Raw genomic sequence first — 17,878 nt, forward strand, 5'->3', positions numbered from 1 at the left:
TTCAAGTCTCCTTGTGAGGTTCGAGGGTGATAATGCTGCCGGCACGTGCCGGCGCGATCGGTGTACGTACGGCGTCCGGACGCCATCCGTACAGGAAATCGGTTGCGTTGCCGCAGATGCGGCCCTGGCATGGGCCCATGCCGCAGCGGGTGTGCAGCTTGGCGCTGCGCCAGCTTGGCTGCTCGCGCAGTTCGTCGTGGCAGACGTCTTCGCAGCGGCAGACAATGGTGTCTGGTTGCACGAGCTTGCGCAGTTCTTCGCGCGGGGCGAAGGTTTTGGCGAGCCTGGCGGCGAAGCCTTGCCAGCGGGCGCGTTCGGCGAAGTGCTTTTGTGCTTCTTTGGCGCGGCCGCTTGCGGTGAGGCCCGCGATACGGCCTTCTACCAGTGCGAGGTCAACGCCGCCGACGCCTGTTCCTTCACCGGCGCACAGTACGTTGTTTTCGCTGGTGCGCTGCCACAGGTCCACTTGCACGGCGCCTTGTGCGATTTCGCAGCCAAGGGCGCGGGCCAGTTCGGTGTTTGGCAGCAGGCCGTAGCCGCATGCCAGGTAGTCGCAGTCGATGTCGAGCTTTGCGCCTTTGCGCTGGACTTGCACAGATTGCAGCTGGTCTTCGCCACGTGCTGATGTGACGTAGCTGTTGGCGTAATATGGGATTCCGCGCAGTTTTGCTGCCAGCTGGATTGCTTGCGTGGCTTTCGATGGGGTCAGCGCAAGGCCGGCGGCGAAGCTTGCCAGGGCGGGCATGGTTGCTTGTTCGACGACGGCTACGATTTCGGCGCCGCGCTCTTTCAACGTGGCTGCCACTGCCATCAGCAGCGGGCCGGTGCCGGCGATGACGACACGCTTTCCTTGCACGGGGTAGCCGCCTTTTGCCAGCGCTTGCAGGCCGCCTGCGCCTGTTACGCCGGGCAGGGTCCAGCCTGGGAATGGCAGCAGCAGTTCGCGTGCGCCGGTAGCCAGGATCAATTGGTTGTAGCGCAGCGTTTTTGCTTGTTCGGAGTCTTGCACCAGCAGCTCGCCGGGTTGGGTTTGCATCAGCACGCGGGTGCCGGGCATGTAGCTCACATTGCTCGCGGCTTCCAGCGACTGCCATAGCTGGCGGGCGCGCTGGTCTTGTTGTTTCGCTGGGCCGCCGCGCCATATCTGGCCGCCGGCGAGCGGGTTGTCGTCGATGATGGCGATGCGGCATCCATTGGCTGCGGCGTGGGCGGCGGCCAGGCCGGCGGGCCCGGCGCCGACGATCAGTATGTCAAAGAAATCAGTCATGCCGCTGCTCCCGTCTTCACGTCCATGCCTGGCAGGCAAAGCGTTTGGCAGGACAGCACGTGGGCCCGGCCATTAATCGTTACGCGGCACTCCTGGCACACGCCCATGCCGCAAAGCGGCGCCCGCGGTTGCCCGCTGACCGAGCGGCGCGTGATGCCCGCCGCGTCAATGGCTGCGGCGCATGCGATGGCGGCGGCGACGGTGGTGCCGACGTTGACGGACGTGCTGCAGCCGTCGATGGTCAGAGCGATGAAATCAGCCATATGCCCTCCCCTGCGCGCTGAATCGGCTTGGCAAGTAGGGTTGCGAATCGATGCCGGCACGGCTGCCGACCATCTGTGCGACCAGCAGTTCAGCTGTCGCGAGCGAGGTTGTGATCCCAAGCCCTTCGTGGCCAGTCGCCAGCCACACATTGCTGCGCGAAGGGTCTGGGCCGATCAACGGCAAGCCATCCGGCGTTGCCGCACGAAGGCCTGTCCAGCAACGCAGGACGTTCAAGCCTGCCAGCGCTGGTACGTATTCAACCACACGGGCCAGCATGCGCGCCATCATCGATGGTTCTGCCGCCATGTCGACCGTATCGAACTGTCGCGAGGAGCCGATCAGCACTTGCCCGGTCGGGCGCGGTTGGAGATTGAACGCCACCGATTCTCCATCCGAAGCATGGGCGCTCTTGATATAGCCCAGCTCCACCAGCTGGTGACGGATAAAACCGGGATAGCGGTCGGTAATCATGACGTGGCCCTTCTTGGGGCGCAGCGGCAAATCCGGCGCCAGCGACAGACAACGGGTGCCCGCGGCCAGCACAACCTGCCCCGCCGACAGGCGCGAGCCGTCTGCCAGCACAACACCGCCCTGCTCCAGCGCCACCACTTCGCCCATCACGAGCGAGGCACCACGCGCGACGGCCCGCGCCAGCAATATGCGTGCGCTCTTGGGCGGATACACCAGGCCATCGCCTTGCACCAGCAGGCCGCCGGCCAGGCCGCGACGCAATTGCGGTTCGAGGCTGTACAACTCTTTCGCACCGATTACGCCGCATTGCAAACCATGTGCGGACATCGTTACAGCCTTAGAGCGCGCGGCTTCCAATTCTTCGTCATCGGCGGCCACCCAGATGGTGCCGCAGTTGCTGTATTCGTGGCGTTGCGGCTGGCCTTCGACCAGGTCCGCCCACAATTCCAGCGAATGGGAGCTCAGGGCCAGCTCGGCCTCGTTGTCATCCATGGCCACCAGGTGGCCCATACCGGCCGCCGTAGCACCGCTGCCAACTGCATCGCGTTCGATCACAGTCACGCGTAAGCCCTGCGCGGACAAGGCATCAGCGCATGCAGCGCCGATTATTCCCGCGCCGACGATCAGGACGTCAGGTTTCATGATCAGCGAATGCCCCATACAAACGGATCGCTCGGGTCCAGCACCAGGGTCGACGTTGCATTGACCCAGGCCTTGCCGCGGATGCTAGGCAGCACGCGGTCACCATCAAGGCGATACGAGCCTTCGAACACGGAGCCGACGATGCTCTCCTGGCGCCAAACTTCACCTTCGGCCAGTTTGCCGTCGGCAGCCAGGCAGGCCAGCTTGGCGCTGGTGCCGGTGCCGCATGGCGAGCGGTCGTAGGCATTGCCCGGGCACAGTACAAAGTTCTGGCTGTCGCCCAAGCCGCTGCGGGAATCTGCAAAGAGTTCGATATGGTCTATCAGCGCGCCGTTATCGCCGGTGATGCCCTGCGCTTCGAGTGCATCCATGATGGCAGTGGTGTAGTCGGACAACTGGCGCACATTTGCCAGGTCCAGCTGCTGGCCGTGGTCGGACACCAGGAAGAACCAGTTGCCGCCCCAGGCGATATCGCCGCGCACCACGCCGTAGCCAGGCACCTCGACCGGCACGCCGGCAGCCTTGCGCCACGATGGCACATTATTCACGGTCACGCTGCCGTCTTCGTGCAGCTGCGCCTCCACCACGCCAACCGGTGTGTCGATGCGGTGCACGCCCGCACTCAGGCGCCCCATGAAGGCCAGCGACGCCACCAGGCCGATGGTGCCATGACCGCACATGCCCAGGTAGCCGACGTTGTTGAAGAAGATGACGCCAGCGGCACAATCGGGTGCATGCGGTTCGCACAACAGCGCACCCACCAGGACGTCCGAACCGCGCGGCTCGCACACTACGCCGGAGCGGAAGCCGTCATGTTCGTTGCGGAAGCGCGACAGGCGTTCGTTCAGAGGGCCGCTGCCCAAATCTGGGCCGCCGTCAATCACCAGGCGGGTCGGTTCACCGCCGGTGTGGGAATCGATAATGGCTATGGTTTTCATGCTTCACATCTTATGCCTTCCCAGGGCCTCCGTCTTGCATCGCAAGGACGCTGATGATGACGAAATCTGCACAATCGTGTAAAAATGGACAAATTCATCGGGAGAGCAGCATGACAGCACATCTTTTACATAGCGCGGCGCGCAACGACCTGGCTTCCAGGATAGGCGACGTTTTCTTCTCCGAGCCATTGTTCGACGCCCTGCCAGATGTGGTGTTCTTTATCAAAGACCGTGAAGGCCGCTACGTGGTGGTGAACCAAACCCTGGCCCGCCGCTGCGGCATGAAAGACAAGGCAGGCTTGCTGGGCAAAACGGCGAATGAAGTCTTTGCCGCGCCGCTGGGCCAGCGCTTCCAGGCCCAGGACCAGTCCGTCCTCGACGAAGGAGTGCAAATCGAAGACCAGCTCGAACTGCACCTTTATCCCAACCGCGATCCCGGCTGGTGCCTGACCCAGAAGCGCCCCCTGCGCGATGCCCACGGCGCCATCGTGGGCCTGGCCGGCGTGTCGCGCGACCTGGCGATGGCAGACCACAAGAATCCGGCCTATCACAAGGTGGCCGATGCGGTCCGTCTAATCCATGACAAATACGGCGAGACCCTGAGCTTGCCGCAGCTGGCGCGCACCGCGCATATGTCGGTGGCGCAGATCGAACGCTATTTCGAACGTATCTTCCACCTCACGCCGCGCCAGATGATCATCAAGACCCGGCTCGAAGCGGCATCACGCATGCTGGCCGGCGATGCGAGCGTGTCCGACATTGCGCAGGCTTGCGGCTACGCCGACCACAGCGCCTTCACTCGCCAGTTCCGCGCCACGGTCGGCGTCACACCGAGCGAATACCGCCTGCTGTTGCGCGACGCTTAAGCGATGCCGTTGCGGCCGAATTCTCTGTAGCCGGGGCGCTCAAGCAGGCGCTCGACGTAGGTGTTGACGGCCGGGTAGTCCGGACGTTCGATGGGGGTCATCAGCCAGCGGTTCAGGGACAGGCCGAGGACGATATCGGCCAGCGTGAACTGCGCTCCGGCGGCAAACGGGCCACCGAGAGCCAGATGGCGGTCGAGGATGCCGATGTTGCGGGTCCATGCTTCGGCGCTGGCTGCGATTTGCACTGGGTCGGTAAAGGCGGGACTTTGGCGCACCAGCGCCATGAAGGCGTAGCGCCAGGATGCATTCAGGTCAGTGGCCTGCCAGTCCATCCATTGCTCGACGCGGGCGCGGGCCTGGGGCTCAAGTGGCAGGAGATCGTGGCGCCCTGCCTTGCTGCACAGGTAGCGGCAGATGCTGTTCGACTCCCGCAGCACGAAATCGCCATCCACCAGCACCGGCACCAGGCCGTTCGGATTCAGTGCCGCGTGTTCCGGCTGCCATTCGATGCGCTCATATGGCATGCCTGTTTCGGCCAGCGTCCACAGTACTTTGCGTACATTGATCGAAGTTTGCTTGCCAATGAGTTTCAGCATTTTATAAGCCCAGTTGCGAGAGGATGTCTTCTTTCAATTGTTGCAGCTCCGGATTGGACAGCTTGCGCGGGTGCGGCTGTTCGACCTTGAAGCTAGCCTGGATGCGGGTGGGGCGCGGCGAGAGCACCAAGATGCGGTCGGCCAGGTAGATCGCCTCCTCCACATCGTGCGTGATCAGCAGCACGGTGTGGCGTTCCTCCGCCAGCACGCGCAGCAGCTCATTGCGCATCTTGAGGTTCATCAGCGCGTCCAGCGCGGAGAATGGCTCGTCCATGTAGAGGATTTCGGGCTTGACCACTAGCGCACGCGCGATCTCGGCGCGTTTCAGCATGCCACCGGACAGCTCGTGCGGATAGGCGTTCTCGAAACCCTTCAAGCCCACCATTTCGGCGTAATGATCGGCCAGTGCCGCTTTGTCGCCATGATCATTGCCATTCAAGCCGAACATCAGGTTCTGCTGCACCGTTAGCCACGGGAAGACAGATCCGTGCTGCGAGATCACGATGCCTTTCGGGCTTGGTTTGACCAGCAGATGGCCGTCGATCTTCACAGAACCTTCGTCGGGATGCTCGAAGCCGGCGACGATCTTCATCAGCGTGGACTTGCCGCAGCCCGAAGGCCCGACAATCGCCACGAACTCGCCATCGGCGATTGAAAAATCGACCCCGTCGACCACCGGCAGCGCGTTGAACTTTTTCCTGAGCTTGTTGACGACAATCTTAGCGTCCATAGCGCCACCTTACGACTTTGAGTTTTTCCAACAGACGCATGATGCCGTCCAGCGCCAGGCCAATCAGGCCGATGATGATCATGCCGGCGATGACGAGGTCATAGCGGTTGCCTGCGTTACGCGAATCGATGATCAGGTAGCCCAGTCCGGAGCGCAGCGCAATCATTTCCGCCGCCACCACTACGAGCCAGGCTACGCCGAGCGAAATGCGCATGCCGACGATGATCTCCGGAAGCACGGCCGGCACAATCACCTGGCGGAACAGCTTTGCGCGTGAGACGCCGAAGTTTTCCGCCGCACGCAGGTAGCGCTTTTCAATGGTATGCACGCCGGCTGCCGTCTGCACGATCATCGGGAACACAGCCGCGATAAAGATCAGGAATACTGGCGAGGCGTTGCCAACACCGAACCACAGGATAGCCACGGGAATCCAGGCAATTGGCGAGATCGGGCGCAAGATCTGGAATACAGGGTTCAGTGTACGGAACGCTCCTTCCACACGTCCCATCCAGAGCCCCATCGGAATCGCCACGGCGGTCGCCAGCGAAAAGCCCATCCCCACCCGCATCAGCGAAGCGCCAATGTGCTCCCACAGGCTGCCATCCTCCACCAGCTCCATGGTGCCGGTGACCACTTGCGCAGGCGTCGGGAAAATCAGGCTTTCGGTGGCGACGACCGCGTACCACCAGACAGCGACAATCGCCACCAGCACCGCCAGCGGCGGCCATATCTTGTTCAGTCTTTCCATGCGGCTTTCGATATCAAAAATTGCAGGCGCCATTGCAGCCGCTGCCAGCCAGCTTGCGGTGTGGCCTTGACCACGACCGTCATCTGGCCGCTGGCGTGGGCGGTGCAGGCGAAGGGATGATCGCCGGCCTGCTCGAACGGCAGGCGGAAATCCTGGCCCGGCATGATCAGCACGGGGCCAAAGATTTGGGGCACGGTGTCGCTGTTGCGGAGCAGGAGAACGTCATTCACGCCGAGCACCAGCGTGATGGTGTCTGGAAGGATCTCCGCTTTCTCTCCCGCCATGCGGCGTGCCCAGGTACCTTTGGGGATCTCGAACAGGGCGTCGCGCGAGACTGCCTGGATCGGCGCGTACGCGGCCCAGCCAAGCGCGCCCGCAACGGCGGCTGTCAGCAGCAAGACAATGACGGCCAGCCGACGCTTCATTTGCCCTGCGCCAGCAAAGTCACGTCGTGCACAATGTCGTCTGCCGGGCGGCCGAACGGCATCAGCGCGCGCAATCTGCCTTGCGGATCAATAAAGTACAGGTAGGACGAATGACCCATGGTGTAGGCGGTCTTGCTGCCTTCGACCATTTTCTTCGTCGCCGAGATGCCGTAGGCACTGCGGATGGCGGCCATCTGCGCTTCGCTGCCAGTCAGCCCGACGAAGCTCGGGTCGAACTGCTCAAGGTAAGCCTTCAGCTTCGGCGCAGTGTCGCGCTGCGGGTCGACGGTAATGAAGACCACCTGCAGCTTATCGGCCAGTGGGCCGAGGCGTTCGCGGGCCTGCTTCAGCAGCGCCAGGGAAACCGGGCATACGTCGGCGCAGCTGGTGTAGCCGAATTCCAGCACCACCACTTTGCCGCGGTATTTATCGAGCGCGAAATCCTTGCCGTCGGCGGCTTTCTGCGCGATCTGCGGCGCCATGCGGGGCGGATCGAAGGTGCCCGATTTGAGCTTATCTGCGGCGTGGGCAAGGCCCGCTGCGGCCAGCAGCAGTGCGAACAGGCTGCGTTGGATCATAGGGCGATGCTGACAGGTTTTATGGACTTGACGAAGCTCTCGTCCACATAAGTCTCATAGGCCACGGGACGCTTGAGGGTGCCGGCTTCGATCGAGAGCTGCATCAGCTCATCGAATTCCGAACGGATCATGCGCAAGTCGCCGTAGGTGACGCGGTCGGCCGGATTGTCCATCACGAACTGGATCACTTTCGGATCCTGGTTGAAGAACTTACGCGTGGAGGCTATTTTGGCGGCCTTGGCGCGGTTCGCCGGCGTGGCGTCGAGCCAGTTTCCTGCGGCCTGCACGTGGTTCACCAGGTCCTGCACCAGTGGGCGGTTTGACTTGATCAATTCTTCGCGCACGGTCAGCACGCAGCAAATATAGTTGCGCCACTCGTCGCGGGTCATCGACAGCGGGCGTGCATAGCCGGCTTTCTGGGCCGCGGCGCCGAATGGCTCGCCGGTGCAGTAGGCGTCGACCGCGTTGGCATATAGTGCGGCCGGCATGTCTGGCGGCGCCATCTCGATGATTTGCACGTCTTTAGGCGACATATTCTCGCGCGCCAGCATCTTGCGCAGGAACAGGAAGTCGACCGCAAAGCGGCTTGGAATGGCGATACGCTTGCCGCGCAGGTCGGAAAAACGCTTGTAGGCCGAATCGGTGCGCACCATGATCACGGCGCCCGAACGGTGGCCCAGCGAAACGATCTTGAGCGGGATCTTCTTGTCGGCAAGGTCCATTACCAGGGGCGCCAGCATGTAGGCGGCCTGGATGCGGCCCGTCATCAGGGATTCTTTGATCTCCGGCCAGCCGCTGTATTTGCTGTACTCGAAAACGTCGCCGCGCGCACTACAGGCGACTGGCAGCGTGAGGTTGCAGGTAACTGGCAGGCCGCCCACCACCAGGGGATCGGCCGCACGGGCCAGGGATGGCAGCAAGGCGCCGCCGAGTCCCACGGCCGGTAGCGCTAACGCACCACCCAGCAATTGGCGCCTGCGATGGAAATGTTCAAGTTCGGTCAAGGTTGGCATCTGAACATTCTAGCACTACCAAATCGAAACTTGACCCAGGTCATGGCAAGGCCCCCTCACGGCGCGGAAACTGCCTATATCAACCCGATGGGAGCCAGCCATGTTCAAACATATCCTCTTCCCGACCGACGGATCGCCGGCGTCCAGCGCCGCCCTGCATTCTGCCATCAAGTTTGCCCATGAAGCCGGGGCGCGCGTCACTGCCCTGCATGTGATCCCGGAGTTCCACATCTTCACCTACCACCCGGAAATCCTGGAGGACACACGCGGCGTCTACCTGAAGGACAGCGAAGTCCATTCGGCAGCCGTGCTGGATGAAGTGGCCAAGGTCGCCAACGACTACAACGTGCCGTGCGACGTGGTGCAGCGCCGTTCCGACCAGCCTTTCGAAACTATCGTTGCGACGGCGATCGACTACGGCTGCGACCTGATCGCGATGGCGACTCATGGTTACAAGGGCGTGCGCGGCGTGTTGCTGGGGAGCGAAACGCATCGCGTGCTGTTGAATACTCCGGTGCCGGTGCTGGTGTTCCGGCCACAGTAAGCTGCGGCTAATACGCCACAGCCGCAAACACCATCGCTAGGAGATTTATGACCGTTCCGTCACACTAGTCATGCAAATTCGGACAATCCGGACGTCTTGTTTAAATTGGGACAATTCAAACCGGTATATAAGGCCTTCGTCTTAATCGCCAAGGATTTCCGTATTTGTCCGCCGTACCGTGCTGCTGCATATTCTCGCCAACTATCACAGCACGGGGAAAACCATGACTTTCGCACTTCGCAAACTCGCACTGGCCGCAGCGCTGGCCACTATCGGTACCGCACAGGCGTCCACCGCCGACCACCAGGAATTCGAAGCCACGCTGCACGCGCCTTACCGCGCTGTCGCCGGCGCCAACGAGGCGCGCAGCTTTAAACTCGAATTCAGCTTCCCTCACGCAGAAAAGGCACAGGCAGTCAGCTGGGTGCTGGAAGTGGTCGCACCTAACGGTAATGTGGTCGAACGCTGGACCGGCGTCGAACAACTGAAAGACAAGCCCGTGTCCGTCAACGTTGAATGGGCCGGCCGCAACCGCCGTAACGCGCTGGCCAGCGGCATATACAAGGCACGCCTGCGCGCCATGTCGGAAGATACCCAGCGCGGTATCGCATCCGGCACCGATGCGGTACTGCGCCGCCTGGCCGCACCCGAAGCCGAAGTGGAAACACAGGAATGGGAAATCGCCATCGGCCAGCCAAAGCCACAGCCGCAGCAGGCCAGCGCCGATGCCCCAGCCATCATGGCCATGGCCGCCGCGCCATCCTCCCTGCCCTACACCGTCTACTTCGGCAACCTGCACAGCCAGACAAACCACAGTGACGGCGGCGGCGCGCTGTCCAGCTGCACCGGCGCACAGAATCCGCAATCGGCGGCCTACAGCCCGACCGACGCGTTCAACTACGCCAAGGCGCATGGCCTGGACTTCCTGATGGCGTCCGAGCATAACCACATGTACGACGGTTCGGATTCCACCAACACCTCCGCCAATCCGGCGACGGCCAAGGCGCTGTACCAGTCCGGCCTGAGCATGGCAGCGAACTTCAATGCCGCCAACCCTGACTTCCTGGCGATCTACGGCATGGAATGGGGCGTCATTTCCAATGGCGGCCATATGAACATCTTCAACTCGAACGAGCTTCTGGGCTGGGAGAGCAACAGCTCCGGCCAACTGCTCGCCGATACGTACACCGCCAAGAACGATTACGCCAGCCTGTACACCCTGATGAAACAGCGCGGGTGGCTGGGCCAGTTCAACCACCCATCGACCAGCGGCCAATTCCTGGTCAACGGCGTGGCGCTTGGCTACACGGCAGACGGCGACGAGGCCATGGCGATGTGCGAAGTGATGAACACTTCCGCCTTCTCGACCAACACCACCGAGACCGAAACGAGCCGCAGCAATTACGAAGGCGCCTGCAAGAAAGCGCTGGAAGCAGGCTTCCACGTCGCCTTCAGCACAGACCAGGACAACCACTGCGCCAACTGGGGCGCGTCCTACACCAACCGTACCGGCGTTCTGATCCCAAACGGCACTGCCCTGAGCACCACCGCCTTCATGGACGCGATCCGCGCCCGCCGTGTGTTTGCGACCATGGACAAGACTTCGCAACTGGTTCTGACCGCCAACGGCCATATGATGGGCGAGCGCTTCAACAATACCGGCACCCTGAACCTGGTGGCGAACTTCTCCAGCAGCAGCGGCAAGACCGTGTCAACCTCGGAAATCTATGAAGGCGTCCCTGGCCGCAACGGCACCGTGACTCTGCTCGCGTCTACCGCGAACACCACGATTACCCCGGCCGATGGCGCCCACTTCTACTACGCCAAGGTGACCCAGTCCGACGGCAATATCCTGTGGTCGGCGCCGGTGTGGGTAACCCAGGGGGCAGGCGGTGGCGGCGATACCACCGCGCCGACCGTGAGCGCAAGCAGCAGCGGCACCAGCGGCACCATCACCTTCAGCGCCAACGCCAGCGACAACGTCGGCGTGACCAAGGTGGAGTTCTACGTGGACGGTGCACTGAAAGGCACGGACACCGCTTCGCCATGGAGCTACGCCTTCAACTCCAGCGGCGTATCCAACGGCAGCCACGTGCTGACCGCGAAAGCATTCGACGCCGCCGGCAACAGCGCTACTTCCGCTGCGGTCAACTTCAGCGTGAACAACGTGACTGCGCAGCAGCTGGTGCTGAACAGCGGTTTCGAATCGGGCGCCACCAACTGGACCGCTAGCAGCGGCGTAATCACCAACGACGCTTCCGAGTCGGCACACGCAGGCACCTGGAAGGCATGGCTGAATGGCTACGGCAGCGCGCACACCGATACGCTCTACCAGCAAGTGAGCATCCCTGCCACCGCCAACACCGCCAGCCTGGCCTTCTGGCTGATGATCGATTCGGCGGAAACCACCACCACCCAGGCTTACGATACGCTGAAAGTCCAGGTACGCAGCAGCAGCGGCGCCGTGCTGGCGACGCTGGCGACCTACTCGAACCTGAACAAGGGTACGAGCTATGTGCAGCGTACCTTCGACATGAGCGCGTACAAGGGCCAGACCGTGCGCATCTACTTCGAGGGCGTGGAGGGTTCGTCGGTGGCCACTTCCTTCATCGTGGATGACGTTACGCTGAACGTGCAGTAAGGTCATCTGCGTATCTCGCGCAAGCCCTTGCCAAGCTTGCGCCGCAACAGCGTGCGCAATGTCACGCCGTCGCGATAGCCCACCTGCTCGGCGATGCGGTCGATATTCTGGCCGCTGGTCTTGAGCAGGTGGACTGCGCGCTCGATGCGCAAATCCTGCACATAATTCACGGGCGTCTTGCCCAAGACCTCCTGCATGCGCCGCGCCAGCGTGCGTTTGCTGGTGGCCAGCGCGGCAGCCGCCGCTTCCAGGTTGAATCCCTGCGCCAGATGCTGCCTTACCCAGCGATCGAAGCCTGCTACCAGGGGGTCGGCATGCGCCAGGTGATCGGAAATCACATAGGACGATTGGGCCGGACGCGAATCCACCACGAGGTAGCGCGCCACCATCGCCGCCAGTTCCGGGCTGGCCTGCCGGATCAGGGCAAGCGACATGTCCAGGTGGCTAAGGGCCGCACCCGCCGTGATGAACTGTCCCGATGACACCACCATACGCTGCGCATCCAGTCGCACCGAAGGATAACGCTGGCGGAACATGGGCGTAAGCCACCAGGTCGTCGTCGCCTCTTCCCCATCCAGCAGTCCGCTCTCCGCCAGCACGAAGGTGCCGATACAGGCGGCGGCAATACGCACGCCTTGTTCGGCCAGGCCGCGCAGCGCTGCGCAGGCCTCGCCCACTTCAACTGTCGCCAGTGCGGCTTCCAATGGCGCCGGCATCTTGTGGCCGATAGCGGGCAGGATAAGCAGGTCCGGTGCTGGCACGGATTCCAGCGGCACGATGGGCAAAGCCATGCCCTGCGCGCTGTGTACGGCCGGGCGCAGGCCCGCCAGCGTGACATGGAAGTTCGGCTGCGGCGACTCCAGCATGGGCGCCAGCTCGTTGGCCGTGGTGAAGGCATCCAGCACGGCGGCCAGGCCGGTGTCGAAAACGCCGTCCAGCACAAGCACGGTGATATTCATGGCTCGATTGATACCAAAGCTGTCAATCTCGCCAATTTAACGGCAATCGCGGCGCCGGTAAAGTCTCTCCATCGCAGTTTCGCGATCAATCCAACAAGGAGATAGCCATGATCAAGTACGCACTGTTCGCCCGTTTCGAAGCCAAGCCAGGCAAAGAATCCGCCGTCGCCGACTTCCTGCACACCGGCCTCACGCTGGCCAAGCAGGAACCGGGCACCAAATACTGGTTCGCGTTGCGCCTGTCCGAGCGCGTGTTCGGTGTGTTCGATGCGTTTGAAACCGAAGACGCGCGCCAGGGCCACCTGAACGGCCCGATTGCACAAGCCCTGATGGCGCAGGCGCCCGAGCTGTTTGCCACGCCGCCGAGCATCGAACCGATCGAGGTGCTGGGCCTGAAAGCACAGTAATCACTGGTCGTCGGAGGAGATGAAGTTGTATTTCTTCTTCAGCTCCTCCACTTCCGCCCTGTTGGTTTGCATGAAACGGCGGAATTCGTCCACCAGCTTGGGATACTTGTGCGAGGACAGGTACCACTGGCCGGAAGCATGCGGCAGGTCCGGGTCGTACAGCACCGGCACATGCGGCAGTTTGCGGATCTGGGTCCAGTAATGGCGTGCGATACGGGTATTCATGTAGGCGCCGTCGACTCGGCGCATGATCAGCTTTTCGTAGAGCGCGTCGTAATCGGCGGTTTCTTCGATGCGCAGCGAACCGGCCGACATCAACTGCTGATAAGGGTAAGGCGTGAAGCCGAGCGGGATGCCGAGGGTTTTCAAGCGCCCCACGCCGCGCCCCAGGTATTCCGGCCGCACCAGCACGCCGTCGGTAAATTCCAGTACCGGTGCGTAGCTGATTTTCAGTTCCTTCTTCATCTCGACCACCCAGTTCGGATTATCCGGGAAGGCCAGGTCAACCTGTCCATCGACGAAGAGGCGGTCGCGCCGTTTCAGGGGATAAGGTTCGTAGATGAAGGTGTAGCCCATCTGCCTGGCGAAGGCGTCGAGAATGTCTTTTCCCAGGCCGCCGTACACGCCATTCCGGACTTCGGAATACGGCAGCCAGTTCCTGTAATCCTCAACGCCTACGGAGAAGGTTTTTTTGTCGGCCGCCTGCGCGGCGCCAACCAATAGCAGTCCAGCCAACAAACCTCGCCACATGGCTCACCTCCGTCACTCCAGCTGGTAGGCGTAGATATTGACGACGTTGAAGGTGGTGTCAGGCACATACACGCGACGGTCGCGCGCATATATGAAGAACGGCATCCACACGCCGCCGACTTCGGGGTACTTTTTAAATACAAGCTCTCCCGTTACGTATTCTAGCGTGTCCTCGCCAATACGGAAGACCTTCAATGCGCGGTTGACCAGGTCATTGACGATCAAATGCCCTTCCTGGTCGACGCACAGGCTGGCCGGCAGGTAGAATTTGTCAGCATCCTTTTCCAGGTCGTCGCAGTAGCCTGCGCGGCCATAGCTCCACAAGCTCTTGCCCTCGCGGTCGAAGACGCGGATGCAATTATTGAACTGGTCGCACACGAAGACGCGGTCCTGGGCGTCAATCGCCACATCGCAAGGCGCGAAACTGGACAACGGCTTGTCGTTTTCCACCCACTGGAAATTTTTGACAAACGAGACCAGGCCGGAAGGCTGCAATTGCCACATCGAGATGCGGTTATTCAGCGAATCGGCGATGTAGATTTCGCCGTGGCTGTTCACTTCCAGTCCCTGCGGCGCCTTCAGCGTGCCGTTGCCGCCCAGGCCTTCGCGCCCAAACGGCAGGCCGTAGTTCAACAGATGGCCGTTAGGCCCAAACTGGAACATCGACACCGTACAGGCATTGAAATTGGTGACGAAAACCAGCGGCGTGCCGGGACAGATCTGGCCCAGCAGCGGTTGCGATGGATAGTAAACGGCCATCGCCAGGCCGCCCGGCGTGAAGAAGCCGCGCATCATGTCCTGCAACTGGGCGATCGGGTCGGCCGCCGTGTCGAAGGTCTTCATGCACCAGTTGCCGGAATCGATGTTGTAGGAAGACGTCGCGGCTTGCGCCAGCGGGTCCAGGCGCGCATGGTGCTTAAGCTGGTCATACCAGTATTTGTAGATGTTGGCAGTGGCCGTGGCCCAGTTATCGATCCAATTAGATTGCGGCAAGGTGCCGCTGCCGGCGCGCTTGGGATCGACACCGATCACGGCCGTCATGCAGTTGAATTGCGAGGTGGCGGCTTTAACGGTGGTGTTGTCGCGGCGGTGCCCGACCGCATCGAGCAGGATCGCATCCTGGTCGCCGCCGTCGCGGTCCGGCGCGATGCGCATTTTCAGCACGGTGGAGGCGAAAGGCTCGGTCACATAGTAGACGTTGGCATCGGCAGCGGCGCAGATCTGGTAAGGGCCGACGAACACCGCGTCTTCCAGCGCTCCGTACACCAGGTCCGAAATCGAGTGCATGGCTTGCGGCTTGTGGTTCCACAGCGGCAGCATGCCCTCCACCACCGTCAGCAGCTTGCCTTCGGTGTCGTAGATCGTGATCGAGTCTTCCACCTGCCCCGGGACGAAAATGCGGTCGTCAATCACGCATACCGAGCGCATGACGTTGAACTTGCCGATGCCGGCCGGGTTGCCAAAGCTGTGCAGCAGCGAAGTCTCGCCCGGGCATTTCACGCGTTCGTCCTTGATCGGCCAGGCCGTGTCGATCTTCAGCACTTCGTAGTGGCCGGTGTTGGCCAGGTACAGGTTGCCGTGCGAGTCGGATGCGAGGCCTTGCGGCCACAGCAGGTCGTGCGTGCTGTTGGCATCGTCCACGGTGCGGAACTGCAGCACGAACTTGCCTTCCGGCGTGAATTTCACGCAGCGGCTGCGGTCATCTTTCTTGGTGTGGAAGAATTCATCGCAGACGTAGACGAAATGCTCGCCGCCGGTTTCTTTCACGATGGTGATGCCATTCGGGTCGCTCAGTGGCTCGAAGCCCTCGCCGTTGATGCCGTCCGCCGCATCGCCGAATGCGAATTGGAAGTCCACCGTGTGCTCATCGTACTCGAACACCACCACGCGGCCATTGCCCATGTCGGTGCAGTACATCAGGTCCTGTTCGGGATGCGGGCATAGATGGAAAGGCATCATCAGGCGGCGCGCCTGCTCGCTGCCCTCGCCGGGTGTATCGATCACGTGCAGCAGGGTGTCGAGGTTGGCGCTGAAGACCAGCAGGCGGCTGTTTCCGGTATCGCACACCCAGACATGGTCGTAATGGTCGCGCGCAATGCCGACCGGGGAATTCATGGTGAAGTCGTCCGGCAGTTCGCCGCGCGCCGTGGTGCCCGGCATAACGAGTTCACCGTAATGCGTAATATGATGAAATTTGCTCATGGCCGCCCCTGCCTGTGATGGAGCATTCCAGTATCACGGTTGCCAGGGATTTCAGCAACATTGACAGGAAAGCCTGTATTTAGCAGGGACAGCGGACTATCAATTAACTAGGTTGACAGCTTAGAACGGCAGAGAAGCATTGAACCAGGCACGTACTTTCGAGGACTTGCCATCGCCATCTTCGCCCTTGGCGTTGGCGCCCGGATTGGAGCCGATCTTGCGCGCCACCTGCAGCTGCAGCGAGGCGCCATTGGCTGCGCGCCATGTTGCGCCAAGGCCGGCGCCCTTCAACGTGTAGTTGTTGCCGGGACCATTGGCCGCGAGTGCGCCTGCGTACACGCCGTTATTCAGGCGCACGTGGCCAACGTCCACAAAGGCTGCCAGGTCGGTGCGCCATTGCGGCAATTCATAATGCAGTTCGGTGATCAGCACGTGGCCTTCGTCGCCGCTAGCTTCGCCGGCTGGATAGGCGCGCACGCGGCCCGGGCCGCCCAGCGACATCTTCTCGCCCGATTCCAGGTTGCTGGACGCGAACTGGCCGCTGGCATTCACCAGCAAACCGAGGTTGCCCGCCAGGCGCTGGTAGCGGCCCAGCGCGTAGGCCAGGTGGCTGAATCGTCCCTGGGTGTGGGCGCCGGCGGCATCGGCTTCCAGCGATGCGGTATTACCGCCCAGGTCCAGGCGGCCGAGGCTCAGCTCCAGACTGGCCTGGGTCATGGCGTCTTCCTGCTGGCGGCTGAAGGTCACGGCCAGCGGCAGCACTTGCACGTGCTTGTCGCTGGTCTGCGCGCCGTTGGCGAAGTTCTCGTAGCGCTTGTCGTCGAAGCCGCTGCGCAGCTGGATATTGGTACTGCGAGAGCGCAGCAGCGGGTAGGTAGCGATTACTTGCGACACGGAGGCGGTGCCGTGCGCATCGAGCGAAGCGAATTCCTCGCCCAGCTTGTAGCGCAGGCGCGAGAACGCGGCGCCCAATTTCAGGCCGCTGTCGCCAACCGGCGCGACATAGCCCGCGCGGCCGTAGCGGAAGCCATCGCCGGCGGTGGAGGCGAGCAGCGAGAGCTGGCCACCCAGTCCGCCCAGGTCGTTCAGTGCGACGTTGCCTGACAGGCGGGTGGCGCCGGTGTAGCGGTTGCTGGAGTTATCCAGGTTAACCGTGCCGCTTGCCAGCGGGCCTTCGGTCAATTGAACCGCAAGCTCCGATTCGCCCAGGCCCTGCCCTTTGCTCAATTCAGCGCGGGCGCCCATGCCTGGCAAATCCTGCGTCAGCAACAGGGCGCGCTCAAGGCGATCTTCCTGTACTGGCTGGCCAGCCGGCACCAAGGCATCGAGGTAGCGGCGCGCAATTTCAGGCTGCATGCGCACGTTCGCGTCGGGCACCATGGTGACCTTGGAAATGCGGCCTTCCAGGACCTGTATCGTCACTTCGTCGTTGCCGATTTCCTGCGCTGGCAGCACGGCGCTGGCAACGAAGTAGCCGCGTTCACGGTAGAAGGCGGTGATGGCATTGCAGGCTTGCTGCAGTTCGGTGAACGTCAGCTCGCGGCCAGTGTAAGGCACCAACACTTGCTGCAATTCCGCCGACGAGAAGGCGCTCGCGCCTTGCAGCACGAAGCGGCGCACCATCACCTTCTGCGCGCCTTGCAGCACCAGGCCCTGCACGGGCGCGGCGTCCGGCACGACTTTTCCGCTCGGAGCGGGCTGGCGCACCAGCGCCGGCGGACGGTTCTGTTCGAGGATGCGGCCGGCGTCAGGCACGGATTGAGCCTGCGCGAATACGATGGCCGGAACGCTCAGGATGGCCAGGGCCAGGCTGTTTTTTGTATGTTTCTGCACTTGC

18 protein-coding genes are annotated in these 17,878 nt (G+C 62.1%); 4 read left to right on the plus strand and 14 right to left on the minus strand.

All coding sequences use genetic code 11. The annotated features are described in order from the left end of the window. Nucleotide 1: 1 nt before the first annotated feature. Genes AC1RTP_RS16620 through AC1RTP_RS16635 form a run of 4 tightly spaced genes read right to left on the minus strand, consistent with a single transcriptional unit; the run spans nucleotide 2 to nucleotide 3,582 of the window. Nucleotides 2-1,267: an FAD-dependent oxidoreductase gene (locus tag AC1RTP_RS16620; RefSeq protein ID WP_498608743.1), complete on the minus strand. Its 1,266-nt coding sequence runs from the start codon at nucleotides 1,265-1,267 to the stop codon at nucleotides 2-4. Next, entirely contained in the window at nucleotides 1,264-1,530 is a 267-nt protein-coding gene (locus AC1RTP_RS16625; RefSeq protein ID WP_498608744.1) for a 2Fe-2S iron-sulfur cluster-binding protein, read from the minus strand. The genes AC1RTP_RS16620 and AC1RTP_RS16625 overlap by 4 nt, the downstream gene beginning before the upstream one ends. Continuing rightward, nucleotides 1,523-2,644 (minus strand): NAD(P)/FAD-dependent oxidoreductase, encoded by a 1,122-nt coding sequence (locus tag AC1RTP_RS16630; RefSeq protein ID WP_498608745.1) that lies wholly within the window; start codon nucleotides 2,642-2,644, stop codon nucleotides 1,523-1,525. The genes AC1RTP_RS16625 and AC1RTP_RS16630 overlap by 8 nt, the downstream gene beginning before the upstream one ends. A gap of 2 nt (nucleotides 2,645-2,646) precedes the next feature. After that, complete coding sequence (locus AC1RTP_RS16635; RefSeq protein WP_498608746.1) at nucleotides 2,647-3,582, minus strand: 4-hydroxyproline epimerase; 936 nt, start codon at nucleotides 3,580-3,582, stop codon at nucleotides 2,647-2,649. 110 nt (nucleotides 3,583-3,692) lie between these two features. Between AC1RTP_RS16635 and AC1RTP_RS16640 the strand changes: the two genes are divergently transcribed. Then, nucleotides 3,693-4,448, plus strand: a complete 756-nt coding sequence (locus tag AC1RTP_RS16640) for a helix-turn-helix transcriptional regulator (protein ID WP_498608747.1) — start codon at nucleotides 3,693-3,695, stop codon at nucleotides 4,446-4,448. On the opposite strand, the gene AC1RTP_RS16645 is transcribed toward AC1RTP_RS16640, so the two are convergent. From AC1RTP_RS16645 to AC1RTP_RS16670, 6 genes are read right to left on the minus strand one after another with little or no spacing between them, the layout of a single operon-like run. Beyond that, nucleotides 4,445-5,044 carry a glutathione S-transferase family protein gene (locus AC1RTP_RS16645; protein ID WP_498608748.1) on the minus strand — a complete coding sequence of 200 codons (600 nt, stop codon included), beginning with the start codon at nucleotides 5,042-5,044 and terminating at the stop codon, nucleotides 4,445-4,447. The two genes, AC1RTP_RS16640 and AC1RTP_RS16645, sit on opposite strands and share 4 nt — an antisense overlap. Nucleotide 5,045: 1 nt before the next feature. Further along, a complete protein-coding gene (locus AC1RTP_RS16650; protein WP_498608749.1) occupies nucleotides 5,046-5,774 on the minus strand; it encodes an ABC transporter ATP-binding protein in 729 nt (242 codons plus the stop codon). Next, nucleotides 5,764-6,522, minus strand: coding sequence for an ABC transporter permease (locus tag AC1RTP_RS16655; RefSeq protein ID WP_498608750.1), 759 nt, complete (start codon nucleotides 6,520-6,522; stop codon nucleotides 5,764-5,766). Before AC1RTP_RS16655 ends, AC1RTP_RS16650 begins: the two co-directional genes overlap by 11 nt. Further along, nucleotides 6,510-6,947 carry a cupredoxin domain-containing protein gene (locus AC1RTP_RS16660; protein ID WP_498608751.1) on the minus strand — a complete coding sequence of 146 codons (438 nt, stop codon included), beginning with the start codon at nucleotides 6,945-6,947 and terminating at the stop codon, nucleotides 6,510-6,512. Before AC1RTP_RS16660 ends, AC1RTP_RS16655 begins: the two co-directional genes overlap by 13 nt. Continuing rightward, nucleotides 6,944-7,525 (minus strand): SCO family protein, encoded by a 582-nt coding sequence (locus AC1RTP_RS16665; protein WP_498608752.1) that lies wholly within the window; start codon nucleotides 7,523-7,525, stop codon nucleotides 6,944-6,946. The genes AC1RTP_RS16660 and AC1RTP_RS16665 overlap by 4 nt, the downstream gene beginning before the upstream one ends. Then, the gene (locus AC1RTP_RS16670) at nucleotides 7,522-8,538 is read right to left on the minus strand and encodes an ABC transporter substrate-binding protein (RefSeq protein ID WP_498608753.1); all 1,017 of its coding nucleotides are present in this window, start codon (nucleotides 8,536-8,538) and stop codon (nucleotides 7,522-7,524) included. The genes AC1RTP_RS16665 and AC1RTP_RS16670 overlap by 4 nt, the downstream gene beginning before the upstream one ends. A gap of 100 nt (nucleotides 8,539-8,638) precedes the next feature. Here AC1RTP_RS16670 and AC1RTP_RS16675 point away from each other — a divergent pair, with 100 nt between their 5' ends. Together AC1RTP_RS16675 and AC1RTP_RS16680 are read left to right on the plus strand one after the other, a co-directional pair. Further along, nucleotides 8,639-9,082 carry a universal stress protein gene (locus AC1RTP_RS16675; protein WP_498608754.1) on the plus strand — a complete coding sequence of 148 codons (444 nt, stop codon included), beginning with the start codon at nucleotides 8,639-8,641 and terminating at the stop codon, nucleotides 9,080-9,082. A 223-nt stretch (nucleotides 9,083-9,305) separates the two neighbouring features. Next, nucleotides 9,306-11,723, plus strand: a complete 2,418-nt coding sequence (locus tag AC1RTP_RS16680; RefSeq protein WP_498608755.1) for a CehA/McbA family metallohydrolase — start codon at nucleotides 9,306-9,308, stop codon at nucleotides 11,721-11,723. Between the two features lie 2 nt (nucleotides 11,724-11,725). Here the strand turns inward: AC1RTP_RS16680 and AC1RTP_RS16685 are convergent, their stop codons facing one another. Next, nucleotides 11,726-12,682: a GlxA family transcriptional regulator gene (locus tag AC1RTP_RS16685; protein WP_498608756.1), complete on the minus strand. Its 957-nt coding sequence runs from the start codon at nucleotides 12,680-12,682 to the stop codon at nucleotides 11,726-11,728. Nucleotides 12,683-12,789: 107 nt separating this feature from the next. Between AC1RTP_RS16685 and AC1RTP_RS16690 the strand changes: the two genes are divergently transcribed. After that, nucleotides 12,790-13,089 (plus strand): putative quinol monooxygenase, encoded by a 300-nt coding sequence (locus tag AC1RTP_RS16690; protein WP_498608757.1) that lies wholly within the window; start codon nucleotides 12,790-12,792, stop codon nucleotides 13,087-13,089. On the opposite strand, the gene AC1RTP_RS16695 is transcribed toward AC1RTP_RS16690, so the two are convergent. From AC1RTP_RS16695 to AC1RTP_RS16705, 3 genes are all read right to left on the minus strand, one after another. Then, nucleotides 13,090-13,839, minus strand: coding sequence for a substrate-binding periplasmic protein (locus AC1RTP_RS16695; RefSeq protein ID WP_498608758.1), 750 nt, complete (start codon nucleotides 13,837-13,839; stop codon nucleotides 13,090-13,092). A 12-nt stretch (nucleotides 13,840-13,851) separates the two neighbouring features. Continuing rightward, nucleotides 13,852-16,041, minus strand: a complete 2,190-nt coding sequence (locus AC1RTP_RS16700; protein WP_498608759.1) for an NHL repeat-containing protein — start codon at nucleotides 16,039-16,041, stop codon at nucleotides 13,852-13,854. Between the two features lie 120 nt (nucleotides 16,042-16,161). Further along, nucleotides 16,162-17,874 (minus strand): ShlB/FhaC/HecB family hemolysin secretion/activation protein, encoded by a 1,713-nt coding sequence (locus AC1RTP_RS16705; RefSeq protein ID WP_498608760.1) that lies wholly within the window; start codon nucleotides 17,872-17,874, stop codon nucleotides 16,162-16,164. Between the last annotated feature and the right edge of the window lie 4 nt (nucleotides 17,875-17,878).

It is taken from the genome of Pseudoduganella sp. GW821-FHT11H04, assembly GCF_058807935.1.